This is a genomic window from Streptomyces sp. AC1-42W (assembly GCF_003248355.1).
Taxonomy (GTDB): domain Bacteria; phylum Actinomycetota; class Actinomycetes; order Streptomycetales; family Streptomycetaceae; genus Streptomyces.
Window position 1 is genome coordinate 1608143 of the sequence record NZ_QKWY01000001.1, and the last position, 14624, is coordinate 1622766.

At 75.1% G+C, this 14624-nt stretch carries 10 protein-coding genes; 1 reads left to right on the forward strand and 9 read right to left on the reverse strand.

The annotated features are described in order from the left end of the window. From DNK56_RS07315 to DNK56_RS07340, 6 genes are all read right to left on the reverse strand, one after another. A complete protein-coding gene (locus DNK56_RS07315; RefSeq protein WP_111331578.1) occupies positions 1-3321 on the reverse strand; it encodes an FtsX-like permease family protein in 3321 nt (1106 codons plus the stop codon). Positions 3322-3493: 172 nt separating this feature from the next. Continuing rightward, positions 3494-3898: a globin gene (locus DNK56_RS07320; RefSeq protein ID WP_111331580.1), complete on the reverse strand. Its 405-nt coding sequence runs from the start codon at positions 3896-3898 to the stop codon at positions 3494-3496. Between the two features lie 42 nt (positions 3899-3940). Continuing rightward, the gene (locus tag DNK56_RS07325; RefSeq protein WP_111331582.1) at positions 3941-5212 is read right to left on the reverse strand and encodes an FHA domain-containing protein; all 1272 of its coding nucleotides are present in this window, start codon (positions 5210-5212) and stop codon (positions 3941-3943) included. Positions 5213-5254: 42 nt separating this feature from the next. Next, positions 5255-6592: a vWA domain-containing protein gene (locus DNK56_RS07330; RefSeq protein ID WP_111331584.1), complete on the reverse strand. Its 1338-nt coding sequence runs from the start codon at positions 6590-6592 to the stop codon at positions 5255-5257. A 104-nt stretch (positions 6593-6696) separates the two neighbouring features. Continuing rightward, complete coding sequence (locus DNK56_RS07335) at positions 6697-7932, reverse strand: PP2C family serine/threonine-protein phosphatase (protein WP_199563827.1); 1236 nt, start codon at positions 7930-7932, stop codon at positions 6697-6699. A 2-nt stretch (positions 7933-7934) separates the two neighbouring features. Then, on the reverse strand, positions 7935-10379 hold the full coding sequence (locus tag DNK56_RS07340) for a tetratricopeptide repeat protein (protein WP_446750435.1): 2445 nt from the start codon (positions 10377-10379) through the stop codon (positions 7935-7937). Here DNK56_RS07340 and DNK56_RS36665 point away from each other — a divergent pair. Beyond that, positions 10273-10692 carry a hypothetical protein gene (locus DNK56_RS36665; RefSeq protein WP_446750468.1) on the forward strand — a complete coding sequence of 140 codons (420 nt, stop codon included), beginning with the start codon at positions 10273-10275 and terminating at the stop codon, positions 10690-10692. The genes DNK56_RS07340 and DNK56_RS36665 overlap by 107 nt on opposite strands. Positions 10693-10726: 34 nt before the next feature. On the opposite strand, the gene DNK56_RS07345 is transcribed toward DNK56_RS36665, so the two are convergent. From DNK56_RS07345 to DNK56_RS07355, 3 genes are all read right to left on the reverse strand, one after another. Then, the gene (locus DNK56_RS07345; protein ID WP_111331590.1) at positions 10727-12058 is read right to left on the reverse strand and encodes a hypothetical protein; all 1332 of its coding nucleotides are present in this window, start codon (positions 12056-12058) and stop codon (positions 10727-10729) included. A 67-nt stretch (positions 12059-12125) separates the two neighbouring features. Beyond that, the gene (locus DNK56_RS07350) at positions 12126-13097 is read right to left on the reverse strand and encodes a glutamate ABC transporter substrate-binding protein (RefSeq protein WP_111331592.1); all 972 of its coding nucleotides are present in this window, start codon (positions 13095-13097) and stop codon (positions 12126-12128) included. A gap of 83 nt (positions 13098-13180) precedes the next feature. Continuing rightward, positions 13181-14581 carry a hypothetical protein gene (locus DNK56_RS07355; protein ID WP_446750433.1) on the reverse strand — a complete coding sequence of 467 codons (1401 nt, stop codon included), beginning with the start codon at positions 14579-14581 and terminating at the stop codon, positions 13181-13183. Between the last annotated feature and the right edge of the window lie 43 nt (positions 14582-14624).

Below are 14624 nucleotides of genomic sequence, written 5' to 3' on the forward strand. Positions count from 1 at the left end.
TCAGTGGTCCCCCTGGTGGCGCAGCGAAATCGCGGGGTCGGCGCGGCGCAGCGCGAGGGCCGCGACGATGAGCAGCGGCAGCGCGGCGACCCCGGCCAGCAGCAGGGCCACCTGCCCGGCCGGCAGCTGTACGAGGACCGGGGGCACCGGCTGGGCCGCCTGTCCGGTCAGCACGATCAGCGGGACGACGGCACGGGTGAGCAGGGCCCCGAGCAGTCCTCCGACGAGCAGCGCGATGGCGATCAGGACGCCCTGCTCGGCCGCGGTCATCCGGGCCAGCTGGCGCCGCGGGGCGCCGAGCGCCCGCAGCACGGCGAACTCGGCGAAACGTTCCCGCTGCGAGCCGACCGCCGCCACGGCGAAGCCGACCGCCGCCAGGGCCGCCGCGATTACCGCGACCGCGAGCAGCGCCGACTGCGGCCCGGCCCCCAGCGGGTCGCTGACCAGTTCGTCGGCGACCTCGTCGCGCACCAGCACCTGCGCCGGGTCGACGTCCGGCAGGGCGCGCAGCGCGGCGGCCACGTCGGCGGTGCGGCCGGGCTCGGTGCTCATCCACCACTCGGACACGGTGAGCCGGGCGTTGGGGCGTTCGGCGAAGACCTGGCCCAGGGACCGGAGGTCGAGCAGCAGCGCCCCGCCGTCCCTGGCCCGCCGGTACTCCGTGGTGGTCGCGGCGGAGCCGCCGGGGCCGGTCGTCGGCAGCCGGTCCACGGTCCGGGCGATCTTCACCCGGACCCGCTCGCCGGCCAGCGTCACATCGACGGCCTGCCCGGTCCTCGCGCCGGTCGCCCGGAGGTAGGCGTCCGTGGCGACGCCCCGGACGACCGCCGGGGCCTTGGGGCGCTCGGCGGTGATCCGCACGTTGAGGCCCGGCACGGCGTACACGGCGTCCTCGGCGGTGACCGAGCCGGTGCGGTACTCGACGGCCAGCGGGGCGGTGGCCGACGAGGTCGGGAAGGCGGCGGCACCGGGGCGGACCTCGCCGAAGGTGTCGGTCGTGACGGCGGCACGCCAGCGGAAGCCGCCGGGCACCGGGACCGGCCGCTCGGCGCCGCCCCCGGTGACCGCGCGCAGCCCGGTCAGGGTCAGGCGGTGCGTCTCGCCGCGGTCCACGGGCTGCTTGTCGTCCAGCTCGAAGCCGGTGACGGCCAGCCCGCCCGCCGCGGACACCTTGATCTCGTACGGCCGGGCCTTCCCGTCGACCGGCACCTGCCCGGCGGACACCTGGTACGGCAGGCCGTAGCGGTCCTCCAGCAGCACGGTGAGCCGGGGGTCCCCGCCGGAGGGCGAGGTGTTGTGCGGGGCGGCGGGCGCGGAGACGGCCAGGTCGAAGCGGAGCCGGGTGCTCCCGGCGGGGAGCACGAGGCCGGGGCGCGCCTGCTTCGCGGGGGCGAGCGAGTCGAAGAGCCGGTCGGTGGAGCCGGCGCCGAGGTCGCCGCGCATCAGCATCCGCTCGTCGGCGTGCGCGGTGTCCAGGACGAGGACGTCGGCGGTGCGCTCGCCGGAGAGGTCCACCGTCGTACGGAAGGCGGGCGCCACCCCGCGTACGCCGGGCAGTTCCTCGTACGCGCCCGACTTCGCCGGGTCCGCGTTGATGCCGCCGGTCATGCGCACCGAGGCGCCGGAGCGGAAGTCGGCCTGGTCGCTCTGCGAACGGTTCCACGAGGCGCTCTGCCCGATCGCCAGCATGCCCATCGCCGCCGAGAGGACCAGCAGCAGCACGGGCCCGGCGCCGCGCAGCGGCCGGCGGCTGAACTGCCAGCCGGCCAGCGCGGTGGCCAGCCCCCGCCCGCCGGCCGCCCGGCGCTCCGCGAGCCGCGCGGCCGGCGGCAGCAGGCGCAGCGTCAGCACGGTGCCGGCGAGCAGGAGCAGCGCGGGCGCGGCCACCAGGAGCGGGTCGATGCCGAGACCACCGGAGCGGTCGCCGCTGAGCGCGCCGCTGCCGGAGCCCTTCGTCTGCCGGTCCAGCTGCCAGTACGCCACGGCCGCGATCAGCAGCAGCGCGAGGTCGGCGCCGGCCCGCACCGGGCCGGGCAGCGCGGCGGACCGGGTGCTGCGCCGGCCCCCGGCGCTGGCGGCCAGGGCGGGCGCCACGACGGCGAGCGCGCAGGCCAGCGCGGTGACGGCGGCGACCAGCCACACCTGGCCGGTCATGCCGGTGTCCAGGCGGAGCCCGATCCGGGAGAGTTCGCCGCGGTCGGCCAGCAGCCGGGTCAGCGGGCCGGAGAGCAGCGGCGCGACGACGGCCGCGGGCAGGGCCAGCAGCAGCGCCTCGACGGCGGCGAGCGAGGTGATCCTGGCCCGCGAACCGCCGCGCGCCCGCAGCAGCTCCGTCTCGCCGGCGCGCTCGCTGCTGAGCAGCCGGGCGACCAGGAGCAGGGCGTAGCCGGCGAGCAGGACCAGCTGGACGGCCACGATGGTCAGCGTCGAGCGGGAGACCAGCAGGGCGCGGTCGATCTCTTCGAGCACGGTGGGCAGCGAGGTGCGGGCGGTGGCCCCGTCCTTGAACTCGGGGGCGGCCAGCAGCCGCTCCGGGCCCGCGGTCGCCGCCTCGCGCAGGTCGGCCATCGCGTCCGTGGTGACCGTGCGGAAGTCGGCGGTCGCCAGCCAGGCCGTCTCGCCCGCGCTGGTGCGGCCCGAGCCGAGCAGGGCGGGGTCGGCGAGCAGCGGGCCGTAGGTGGTGAAGACGACCTTGCGGATGCCGCGCCCGCCGAGCGCGTCGAGCTGCCAGTACGGGTCGGCCTGGTCGGCGGCCTTGTAGAGCCCGGTGATCACGATGTCCAGCGGCTTGCCGCCCAGCCGGTCGGTGACCTCGAACCGGGCGCCGGGCTTCACCGACAGCGCCTCGGCGGCGGTCGCGGGCAGGGCGACCTCGACGGGCCCGCCGCTCCCGCCCGCCCCGGCGGCCGGCAGGCGCCCGGCGGTGACGCGGACGCGGCTGCGGTCCAGCGCGGCGAAGTGCGTGAGGTCGGGGTCACCGCGCCGGGCGGCCGGTGACTGGAGGCTGCGGGGCAGGGCGTACGGGCCGGACGCCTCCAGCGTCCGCACGGTCACCGGCAGCCCGTCGAACGTCTCCCGTGCGGCCTTGCGCGCCGCCGCGTCGGCCGGTTCGCGCTCCTCGGGCCGCAGTTGCGCGGAGATGACGAGCGAGGCGGGCTCGGCGGAGCGGTGGGTGAGCGTGTGGCGCAGGGCCGCGTCGCCCACGGAGCCGGAGAACGCGGTGAGCGCGGCCAGGACCGAGGTGGTCAGCAGCACGGCCAGCACGGCCGCGGCGAGCAGGAGCCGGTGCGCCCTCACCCGCAGAAAGACGAACCCCGTCACCTGGCCCCCTCGTCACCGCATCCGCCCCGCCCGCCCCCGGCGTTGCCTGGATGCTTTCAGACACCAGGTGGTTGGTGAAACCGCTTACGGACACAACTTGACGCATTCGTGACCGGTATCCGGCCGCGGAGTTCCGCATTCCGCACGTACGTGGGCGGTACGTGACCGTAGGTCAGCCGTCGGTGTTCACCATCGAGGCGGCAGCGTACGTCAGGTACTCCCACAGCTGCCGGTCGTGCTCCGGGTCGAGGGCCAGCTCGTCCATCGCCGCCCGCATATGGCTCAGCCAGGCGTCGTGTGCGGCCCGGTCCACCCGGAACGGGGCGTGCCGCATCCGCAGCCGGGGGTGGCCGCGCCGCTCGCTGTAGGTGCGCGGGCCGCCCCAGTACTGCATCAGGAAGAGCGCGAACCGCTCCTCGGCCGGTCCGAGGTCCTCCTCCGGATACATCGGCCGCAGCAGCGGATCTCCGGCGACGCCCAGGTAGAAGAGGTGGACCAGGCGCCTGAAGGTGTCCTCGCCGCCGACCTGCTCGTAGAAGGTCACGACCTGCATGGTGTCGCGCGGGTTCTCAGTCACCCGTCCATGGTCGCAGACGCCCCGTCCGGCCGGACGGGGCGCTCAGTCCCGGCGGATCGTGATCGTCGTCCACGCCCCGACGTGCACCTGGTCGCCGTCCTGGAGGGGGACGGGGACGTACGGCTGGATCGGCTCCTCGGAACCGTTGACCGTGGTGCCGTTGGTGGAGTTCTGGTCGACCACGGCCCAGCTGCCGTCCGGCTGCTGCACCAGCACCGCGTGCTGGTGGGAGACGCCCGGGTCCTCCGGCGGCACCGACAGGTCGATGTCCGGGGACTCGCCCGTGCTGTGCCGGCGGCGGCCGATCGTGATCTGGCTGCCGGTGAGCGCGAGCTGCTGCTCCGGGGAGTACGCGGGCAGGTTGAGCCCGGTCGCCTCGGGGCCGCTGCGCTGCATCATCGCCAGGAAGTACTCGCGGTCCGGCGCGATGAACGCCGTCCAGTTGTCGGAGAGCGGCGGCCGGCCGGCGCCCGGACCGTGCAGCGGGCCGTGGCCCTGCGGACCGGCGCCGTGCGGCTGACCGGGCCCCTGCCGGCCGGGGAAGGGCGGCTGCCGCATCGGGTTCTGCGGCGCCTGGGCCTGCGGCGCCGGCTGCGAGGGCGGGGACAGCAGCCAGTCGTCGCCGTCCGAACGCGGCGGGGCCGGCGGCGGCGCCGTCTGCTGCTGGAAGGCGGGCGGCGGCGCGCCCTGCTGCTGGAACGGGGGCGGCGAGCCCTGCGGCCCCTGCTGGTACGGGGGCGGGGGCGGCGGACCCTGGCGGCCCTCCGGACCGGGCGGCGGGCCCTGCTGGAACGGCGGCGGGGTGCCCTGCGGACTCTGGCCGAACGGCGGCCGGCCCTGACCCGGACCCTGGCCCTGCGGGCCCGACTGGCCCGGACCGGGGGACAGCGGCTCGGCGGACCGGTTCATCTGCGAGGGCCGGGAGCCCTGGTAGTCGAACGGGTCGCGCGCCTGCGGCGGGGGCGGCTGCTGGGCCGGGAAGCCGGGCGGCCGGTTGCCGGCCGGGCCGGGGTCGCCCGGAATGTTGTGCCGGGGAGCCAGCGGCGTGTAGGACGTCGCCGTGTTCGTGAGGAAGTTCCAGCGGCACTCCTCGCAGAACGGCGCCATCGCCTCACGCGGGGTGCGGCACTGCGGGCACAGCTCGGCCTGGGCCGTCGCGTCCGGGTCGTGCGGCTGGGGGTATCCGTACCGCGGGGGCGGCGGAGGAGGCGGGGGAACCGCACCCGCAGGCGCGCCCGCCCCGGCCATGCGATGGCCGCAGACCTCGCACCAGTCCTCGGAACCCGACTGGTGTCCGTTCGGGCAGGTCGGCATGTCGGCGCTTCCCCCTCTCCTTCTCCGGCCGGCGGGCCGTCGCTATTTCTTGACGCGAACCGTCTTCGTGGAGCGCGTTTCGAGAGTCATCTCGTCCGCTTCCGCGACCTTCGCCTTCAGTCGCACAGTACCTGTCGCGGCGTCGACGACGTCTACCACCTTCGAAAGCAGTTTCGCAGTGTCCTCGTTCCCGGACGCCGACGCCAACTGCACCGCGCGGCCGAGTTTGGCCGTCGCGCCGTCGAAGTCTCCCGACTTGCGGGCATCGAGTCCCTGCTGGATGACTTGTGCCAGTTCGGCCTGACCCGTGTAGTGCGCGACCTGCGGATTGATCGCGGTCGAGGACGCCATGTCGTCCGTCCACACCGCCCGGACCAGCCCCTGCGAGAGGGTCTGCGGCGCCCCGCCCGCCGGGTCCGGCAGGATCAGCGAGACCCGGGCCGCGAGCATCTCCTGCCCGATGCCGGCCTCCGGCACCCGGACGCACACGTGGTAGTCGCGGGACTCGTCGCCCCAGGAGCCGGTGGGGTAGTCCCCGGCGCGCGGGCCCGCCTCGGTGCGGCGGCCGGTCAGATCGGCGACCGTCGGCGCGACCTGCTTCACGAACATGATCTCCACGCCGACCGGGGTCCACAGCCGCAGCGCCACGTCCGCGACCTCCTTGCCCATGGCGTTCTCCATCATCCGCGTGAAGTCCGCGGCGAGCCCGGCCGGGTCGGCGACGATGTCGGCGGTGCCCAGGAGCGCCGAGGCGATCGCTGTGACTTCTTTCACCTCCCAGTCGGTGCCGACCCCGCGCGCGTCACAGGTGAACCGGCCCGCGCAGGCGTCGAGCGCCGCCCGCAGGTCCTCCGGCGCCTCGTGCTCGTTGCGCCCGTCCGTCAGCAGGATGCCGTGCCGGATGTCCACGTCGGCGGCGGCCAGCAGCCGGTCCGCCAGCCGCAGCCAGGTCCCGATCGCCGTACCGCCGCCCGCGCTCAGCCGGCGCAGCGCCTGCTTGGCCTCGGCCCGGGTCCGCGCGTCGGCGACCGCGAGCCGGCCGTTGCCCGGATAGACCTCCTTGGCCACATGCGTCCCGCCGACCACGGCGAACGAGGTGCCGTCGCGCAGGGTGTCCACGGCCGCCGCCGTCGCGTCGCGGGCGTTGCGCATCTTCGTCGGCGGGTAGTCCATCGAACCCGAGCAGTCCACCATGATCACCACGGCGGCGCCGCCGGACCGCTCCGGCGTCCCCGGCAGCGGTACGCCCCCGGTGGTGCCGCCCCCAGTCGACGTGACCGTGATGATGCCGTTGACCTCGCGGCCGCCCTCGGGCAGGAACTCGTTCTGGTACACCTCGACGGAGAACTGCGGCACGTTCGACTTGGAGAAGTTGGCCATCTGATCGGCTCCTTGAGGCTCCACCTGTCAGATGAAGACAGAGGTACAAAGGTACGGACAAAGCATCGAAGGCAGGAGGGGGCGGACCCGCCGGTCGGTCTCCATCAGGCGGAGCCTGCCCCTTGCGGGGAGACGGCGAACGGCAGCAGGGCCACTGTTACGTTGTCGTGGCCGCCGCCGTCCAGGGCGTGCCCCACCAGAGCCCGCGCCGCGCGCAGCGGATGGGCGTACGCGTCCTGCGGCACCGCGGCGGCCATCTCGGCGGCGGACTCCGCGTAGTTCCACAGGCCGTCCGTGCAGACCACCACCAGGCCCGGCCGGTCCGGCTTGAACGAGGTGGTGTGCGGCTCCAGTTCATAGGCGTCCGCGCCGAGCCAGCCGGTGATGGCGTGGGCGCGCTCGTCCGCGTACGCCTCCGCCTCGTTCATCAGGCCCGTCGCCACCATCTGCGCGGCCCACGAGTCGTCCTCGGTGAGCCGGGCGGGCGCGGTGGAGCGGTCCTCCGGCACCCAGTACACGCGGCTGTCGCCGACCCAGCCGACCACCAGCAGCCCGCTCGCCATGACCGCGCCGACCAGCGTGCACGCCGGGGCGTTCTGGTGGCGGTGCGGATCGCGCTCCGGAACGGCCTGCTGGGCCAGCCGGTTGACCGACTCCGCCGCCGCCACGATCGCCTCGTGCATCGCCTGCTGCGGATGCGTACCGCGCGGCAGCGACTCCAGGAGCGACTCGTTGGCCGCGCCCGCCGCCGCGGCCGACGCCTCGTCGGGCCTGCTGGCCGACGACACCCCGTCGCAGACGATCGCGACGACGGCCGCCGAACCGTCCGGCAGCACGGTCGTGGACACCGCGAACGAGTCCTCGTTGCGGTGGTGGCGCAGCCCCCGGTCGCTGACAGCGGCGACCGAACCCAGCTCCCGCTCCATGTGGTCGCGCTCGCGCGGCTGCGCGTGGCCGCAGTTCTCGCAGTAGCCGTCGCCGTCGACCCGCCCGGCCCGGCAGGCCACACAGACCGCGCCGCCGGCCGCCGGGGCCGCCGGCGGCCCGGTACGCGGATCGGGCGCGGCGCCCGGCGCGGCCAGTTCGAAGTCGGCGAAGGCGGCGGGCCCGTCGTGGCGCACCGGGGACGACGGGTCCGGCGCTGCGGCGCGCGGCGCTGCGGCCGGAGCCGGACCGGGGGCGTCCGGCGCGGCGATGGCGACCGTGGGGCGGTCGCGCGGCGGCTCAGGCACGGCCGACAGGTCGTACCCGCAGGCGCCGCAGAACAGGTCGTCCCGCTCCAGCGGCTCCGCGCAGCCGGGGCACCTCGGCAGGGCCGTCTCCTGGTGGTTCTGCGACATGTTCACACCCACGTTCGGGGGCGGAAGCGGTTGGCCCGTTCCACCAGTTCGATCCTCTCGTCGCCGGGCTCGGCGAGCCGGGCGAGCATCCGGTACGCACGCTCCAGACCGAAACGCAGACCGCGCTCGTCCAGCTCGCTGCCCAGCAGCGTCGCCGGGCGCGGCCCCGCCTGCGCGGCGGGCTGCGGGCCGGACGGGCTACCGGAGAGTACCCAGTCGAGCGCCGAGCCGAGTACCTCGGTCGCGAGCCTCTCCCGCCGGACCGCGTCGAGCCCGAGCCCGGTGAGCCCCGACACCTGGGCCGCCGCCGCCGTCAGGTCCGCCATCAGCGGTTCGTCCGGGGCGCGTTCGCGCAGCCGGGCCCGGACGGCCGCGATCCGGGCCGCCGTGTAGTGGATCGACGCCTCCGGCACCGACTCCAGCGTCCGGACGGCCGCGTTCCGGTCACCGGCCGCGATCTGCACGCGGGCCAGGCCGAACGCCGCGCTCACGAAGCTGGGATCGGTCAGCCAGACCAGCCGGTAGTACTCGGCGGCGTTGTCCAGCTGGCCCAGGACCTCCGCGCAGATGCCCAGGGCCAGCTTCGGCGCGGGCTCGCCGGGGAACGCGTCGTACACCGCGTCGAACGACAGCGCCGCGTTCTCGTTGGCCCCGGTCACCAGCGAGGTGAGGCCCCGGTACCAGACGACGCGCCAGTCGTCCGCGTGCTGTCCCTCCAGCTCGCCCAGGGTCTTCGCCGCCGCACCGAGGTCGCCCATCTCCAGGTGGGCCCGCAGCTCGCGCAGCCGGGTCTCCAGCGAGGCGGCCGGCACCGCCTGCAACGCGGCGATCAGCTCGGCCGGCGCCGACGCCATCACCCCGGCCAGGAAACCGGCGTTGGGGTCGTTCGCGTCGACACGCGGCACGGGCAGCGCCAGCGAGGTCCCGCGTACGTCGAGCCCGGCGAGCCGGGGCGCGCCGCCCACCGCCACCGCGGGCGCGGCGCCGGGGGAGGGGGCCGGGAGCGGGCTGCGCGGCGCCGGAACACTGGCCGCCGGCGCGTACGGCAGCGGGCCCGAGCCGGTGCCCGCGCCACCCGGCGTACGGACGTGGGTGGCGGCCGACGGCACCGGCGCCGCGCCCGCGGGCGACGGGGCGGGCCCGGCGGGCAGCGCCCCCGGCATCCCGCCGGGCGGGGTCACGGCGGCGGGCGCGGCCGGCGCCCCGGCGCCCGCGGCGCCCTTCCGGCGGCCGAAGCGCCCGCCGGACGCGGCGGCCCTGGCGCCCAGGCGCGACACCTCGCCCGCGCCGTTCGCGAACAGCTCCGTGTCGGTGACCCGCAGCTCACCGCCGAACAGCGTGGACAGCGCCGGACGCGGACGCCCGCTCTGCAGGGACACCACCTCCCGCAGCACACCCGTCAGCTGCTCCGCCATCTCCGCCGCCGAGGCGAACCGGCGGGCCGGGTCCGGGTCGGTCGCCCGCACCAGGAGCCGGTAGAACGACTCGTAGGTCCGGAACACCTCGATGTTGTCCGGGTCCGGCAGCGAGTCCACGAAGACGTTCGTGTACCCCTGGAAGTCGAAGGTCAGCACGGCGAGCGTCCGGGCCACCGTGTACAGGTCGGAGGCGACCGACGGGCCCAGCTCCGCGACCTCGGGGGCCTGGTAGCCGACGGTGCCGTAGATCGCCGACTCCTCGTCGTCCATCCGGCGGACCGCGCCCATGTCGATGAGCTTCAGCTGGTCCTCGGTCTGGATCGCGTTGTCCACCTTGAAGTCGCAGTACAGCAGGTTGCGGCTGTGCAGATGGCCCAGCGCCTCCAGCGCCTCGATGCCGAACGCGCACGCCTGCTCCACCGGCAGCGGATCGCGCTTCCCGGCCGGGGTGCGGCGCTCGTTGGCGATCTCCTTGAGCGACTTGCCGCCGACGTACTCCATGACGATGTAGCCGTCGAGCGAACCGGTCCGCTGGTCCAGGTGCTCCACGAAGTTGTAGATGCGCACGATGTTGGAGTGCTCGATCTCGGCGAGGAACCGCCGCTCCGATATCGCCGCCGCCATCGCGTCCTGGTCGCCCGTGTCCAGCAGGCCCTTGAGCACCACCCACCGGTCGGACACGGCCCGGTCCACCGCGAGGTACACCCAGCCGAGCCCGCCGTGCGCCAGACAGCCCGCGACCTCGTACTGCCCGTGCACCACGTCGCCCGCTTCGAGCTTGGGCACGAAGGAGTACGGGTGGCCGCACTTGGTGCAGAACCCCTCGGTGCGGCCCGGCCGCTCGCCCCGCGCCCGGCCCACCGGAGCCCCGCAGTCCGACCGCGAGCAGAACCGCTTGCGCTCGGGCACCTCCGGGTTCTCCATGACGGCCGTACGCGGATCGGGGCGCGGCACGTCCGGTACCTGCACCAGGCCCGCGCCCAGCCGGTTGCGGCCCGAGGAGTTGGTCGACCTGGCGGAGGAGCGCACCGAGACCGAATGCGCGGTGGCCGCGCCGGACAGCGACCGCGAGAGCCGCCCCGACACCGAGCGCCGCGACGTCGAGGACCGGGACGAGGAGCGCGAGGACGCCCGCGACGAGGACTGCGAACCGCTGCGCGCCGACGAGCTGTTCGACCCGCGGCTGCCCCGGCCGCCCACCGCGACCCCGGTCGGCGGCGAACCGACCATCCCATCCCCAAGTTCTCGGCTTCGCTCGAACAGGGGAGACCCCACTGGCGACACGACGGGCGCCAGACCGCAGGTGTCGCAGTACAGCTCACCGCCGCCCATGTCCTCGTAGCTGCCCTCGCACGCGGGGCGCTGGCACTGCGTACTCATGTTCGTTCCCCCTCTTCGCCCCGCCGTCTCGACGGGACGTCCAGCTGCTCCAGCGCCGCGTCCTGGTAGCGCCGCACCGCCTGCGCGGCCACCCGCAGATCGCACGGGGCGCTCCACAGCATCCGCCGCGCCGCGTCGTACCGCTCGATCAGGACCGGGTCCTCGGCCAGGCCGTTGCGGGCCACCTTCGCCTTGTACGCGTCGAGTCGGCCGCGCAGCTCCGCCCGGACGGCCAGCGGCGCGGTCACCGCCGTCAACTGCTCGCGGGCCCGCAGCAACTCCTCCTCCGCCTCCCGCTCCAGCGCCTCCAGCAGCGGGGACAGCCGGTGCCAGCGGGCGTGCCTGCGGTACTCCGACGCGGCGGCCAGCCGTTCCTGGAGGGCGGTCGGCGGGCCGTTGACCACCGGCACCTCCGACGCCGCGATCTTGGCCAGCACCTCGCCGCGCGCCGTCCGCGCCTCGGCCAGCGTGCGGTCGGCGCGGGAGAGCACGTCGCGCAGGTGCACCAGCCGCTGCTCGGCGTCCTGCCGCACCGCGAGCACCGCCTCGACCTCGCGCCGTACGTCCTCCAGGGCCCGCGCCGCGCGGTCGTAGCGTGTCGTGTCCGGGCGCCCGCCGCCGGGCGCCGCGCTGCCCGGCCCCGGCAGCCAGAACGCCAGCGGGTCCGCGATCACCTGGGCGCGCAGCGTGCCCAGCTCCTCGGTGATCGCCTCCAGCTCGTCGCCCGCCGGATGCTCACCGGGCCGTACGCCCACCGAGTGCGCCAGCGAGTGCGTGCGGCGCAGCTCGGCGGCGAGCAGGTCTATCCGGGCGGGCATCGCCGACCACACCGTGTCCGACGCCACCACCATGTCCAGGGCGCTCGCGTACAGCCGGTTCATCCGGGCGACCAGCTCCTCCAGCGTGAACCGCTCGGAGAGCCGGGCCGGGCCGGTGACGGACGGGTCGTGCCCGGCGGCGGCGTGCGCCACGGTGACCCCCTGGCCGCGCAGCAGCTCGGTCAGGACCGTCAGATCCTCGCGGTTGGGGTGGCGGCGCCTGGCCCGCACCTCGCGCGCCTGGTCGAGCACGCCCGCGTACGCCTCGAAGTAGCTCCACAGCAGGGTGACCGACCGCTCGGTGACGGCCCATCGTTCCCGGGTGACGCCGGACAGCTCGGCGCCCTCCAGGAGCCTGCGGCCCGCGTGGTCCTGGAGGGCGAGGAGCGAGGTCTCGATCGCCTCGTGCTCCGCGCCGAGCCGGGCCAGCGCACGGTCGGCCTCGTCCCGGTCCATGACCGGGCCGGGGGGCCGGGCCGCGTAGCCGGGGAAGGGGCCAGCGACGCCCATCGATCACCTCTCCGCTCTCCCTGCCGGCCGGGGCCCGCAGGATCAGTGCCGCCGCCCTCGGACGGATCTAGTCCCGGTACTTCGGTGCCGGCGGCGCCTCGATCCCCGGCAGGCCGCCCTCCAGCCACGCGCGGTACGACTTCATCCAGCGGCTGTCCGAGCCGCCCGCGCGGTAGCCCTCCAGCACCTTGTTGACCCGCGCCACCAGATCGTCCGCGCCCTTCTTCGCCGCCACGCCGTAGTACTCGGTGGTGAACGGGTCGCCCTTCAGCTCCACGGCCGGGTCCTGGGCGGCCTGGCCGGCGGCCAGCGCGTTGTCCGTGACGACCGCGTCCACCTCGCCCAGCTGGAGCCGCACCAGGCAGTCCAGCTGGTTGGGGACGGTCAGCCGGTCCCGGTCGGCCGCCGTGCCGTCGGCCTCGTCCTTGTAGACCGAGCCGAACGACTCCTTCTCCAGCGCCTCGTACGCCGTGGAGCCCTCGGCGGTGCAGACCCGCTTGCCGGCCAGCGTGGAGTTGAACCCGGTGATCGAGTGGTCCTCCTTCGCGGCGAGGACCTGCTGGCCGGCCTGGAAGTAGGCCGTCGAGAACGACACCTGCTTCAGCCGGGCGCAGTTGATCGTCATCGTCCGCACGACGACGTCCACCTTGTCGTTCTCCAGCGCGGCGATGCGCTGATTGGTCGGGATGGCCCGGAAGATCACCTTGTCGCCGTCCCCGAGGATGTCCTCGGCGATCGCCCGCACCAGGTCGATGTCGAAGCCCTCCAGATGACCGGACTCCGGATTGCGGAAGCCCCACTGGAAGCTGTTCTGGTCGACGCCCGCGATGAGCTTGCCGCGCTCCTTGATCTTCCTGACCGCGTCCCCGTCCACCGTGCCCGGCCGCAGACTCGCCTCCGGCTCCGTGCACGTGCCGGCGCGCGCCTGCACGGCGCGCGCCGCGCCCGGCCCCGTCATCCGGGGGCCGAAGACGTCGTCGCCGTCGTGGGACAGCGGCAGCACGGTCAGCGACGCCGTCAGCGCGCAGGCCGCGGCCATCGCCGTCACCCCGCCCCAGCCACGCAGCCGGCGCAGCGGTCCGCGGCCCGTCCTCGGGTCCTTCGCTGTCATCGCTCCCCCTGTCACCGGAACTCCGAGAGCCTGCGGTTGACGCCGGTGATCGCCGCCACCGCGCCCAGCACGGCCAGCACCGCCGCGCCCACGGGCAGGCCGCCCAGGGCGTCGCGGCCGTCCCGCGCGGCACGGGTGAACTCGCTCTGCTCGTGCGCCAGGGCGTCGCGCAGCGCGTCGTCCACCTTCTTGAAGGACTCTCCGGTGGAATTCTCCTGGCCGATGATCTGCTCCAGCGCGGACTCGTAGTCCCCGGCGTCGTCGGTCTTCCGGGCGGTACGGTGCCGGGCCTGCCACTCCGTGACCGCGGCGGCCGCCGCGGCGACCGGCTTGCCGCCCTCGGTGTCCCCGGTCTCGTCGGCCAGCTTCGCCGCCGCGGCCAGCTCCTCGCCGAGCGCCTTCATGCCCGCCGCGTAATCGGTCTCGTACTTGTCGTTCCTGCCGTCCGCGGTGAGCACCGCGCCGCGGGCCACCACCGTCAGGTTCTCGTCGGCGCGCGCCTTCAGCGAGTCGATGCGCGCCCGGTTGAGCACGTCCATCGACTGCTGCCCGTGCGCGTCGGCCTCCGCCAGATCGGCCCTGGCCACCGTGTGCCCCACGGCCAGCCACAGCAGCAGCACCGTCGCCGCGGCGGTCGCCGCCAGCAGCCCCTGGTTGAACACCCGGTTCGTCTGCCGGTAGTTGCGCCGCTGCGCCCACACCAGCGCGGCCAGCGCGATCACCCCGGCGGCCACCGAGAACAGCGGCCAGGCCCGCGCGGAGCCGTGGTCCGCCTCCAGCCGGCCGGTCTCCGCCGCGTACAGCCGCTCGGCGGCCGGCAGCAGCTCACCGGACATCTGCTGGTTCGCGTACCGCAGGTAGGCGCCGCCCAGCGGAAGGCCCTGCCGGTTGTTGGCGCGGGCCCGCTCGATCAGGCCCGTGTAGCGCGGCAGCCCCTCGTTGAGCGTGGTGATCTCGCGGCCCGACGCCGAGGACGCCTCCGTGTTCGCCGCGGCCTTCACCAGCAGCCGGGACGCCTCCTCGATGTCCTTCACATACTGCTCGTGCACCGCGCGCGGCTCCTGCGGACCGGCCAGGAAGCCGCTCGCCGCCGCCGCGTCCGCGTCCGCCAGCGAGCGGTAGATGCCCGCCGCGTCCGCGCTGAGCGGCTGGCTGCGCTCCACCACATCGTCGGCGGCGTCACCCCGGCCGCTGATCTCGAACGCCGTCACCGCCCCGAACGCCAGGACCAGCAGCGCCAGGACGGCCCCGATGATCCGCAGCCGGCCCGGTTCGGTGGTGGCCGCGGCGCGCATCCGCCCGGCCAGGGCCGCACGGGCGCCGGGCCGCGGCGGCACGGGTACGGCCGCAGGCGCGGGCGGCTGCCCCGGAGCGCGGTGCGGCGCCTGGCGCGCACTCGGCGGGTGTGTCACGTGACCTCCCCCTCGGTCATTGACGGCGGCCCGCCCCCCGGCC

Excerpts from the sequence above, each read along its gene's own strand:
- DNK56_RS07345 (WP_111331590.1), bottom strand. The coding sequence starts at position 12,058 with ATGGGCGTCGCTGGCCCCTTCCCCGGCTACGCGGCCCGGCCCCCCGGC.
- DNK56_RS07335 (WP_199563827.1), bottom strand. The coding sequence starts at position 7,932 with ATGTCGCAGAACCACCAGGAGACGGCCCTGCCGAGGTGCCCCGGCTGC.
- DNK56_RS07325 (WP_111331582.1), bottom strand. The coding sequence starts at position 5,212 with ATGCCGACCTGCCCGAACGGACACCAGTCGGGTTCCGAGGACTGGTGC.
- DNK56_RS07350 (WP_111331592.1), bottom strand. The coding sequence starts at position 13,097 with ATGGCCGCGGCCTGCGCGCTGACGGCGTCGCTGACCGTGCTGCCGCTG.
- DNK56_RS07330 (WP_111331584.1), bottom strand. The coding sequence starts at position 6,592 with ATGGCCAACTTCTCCAAGTCGAACGTGCCGCAGTTCTCCGTCGAGGTG.
- DNK56_RS36665 (WP_446750468.1), top strand. The coding sequence starts at position 10,273 with ATGACGGCCGTACGCGGATCGGGGCGCGGCACGTCCGGTACCTGCACC.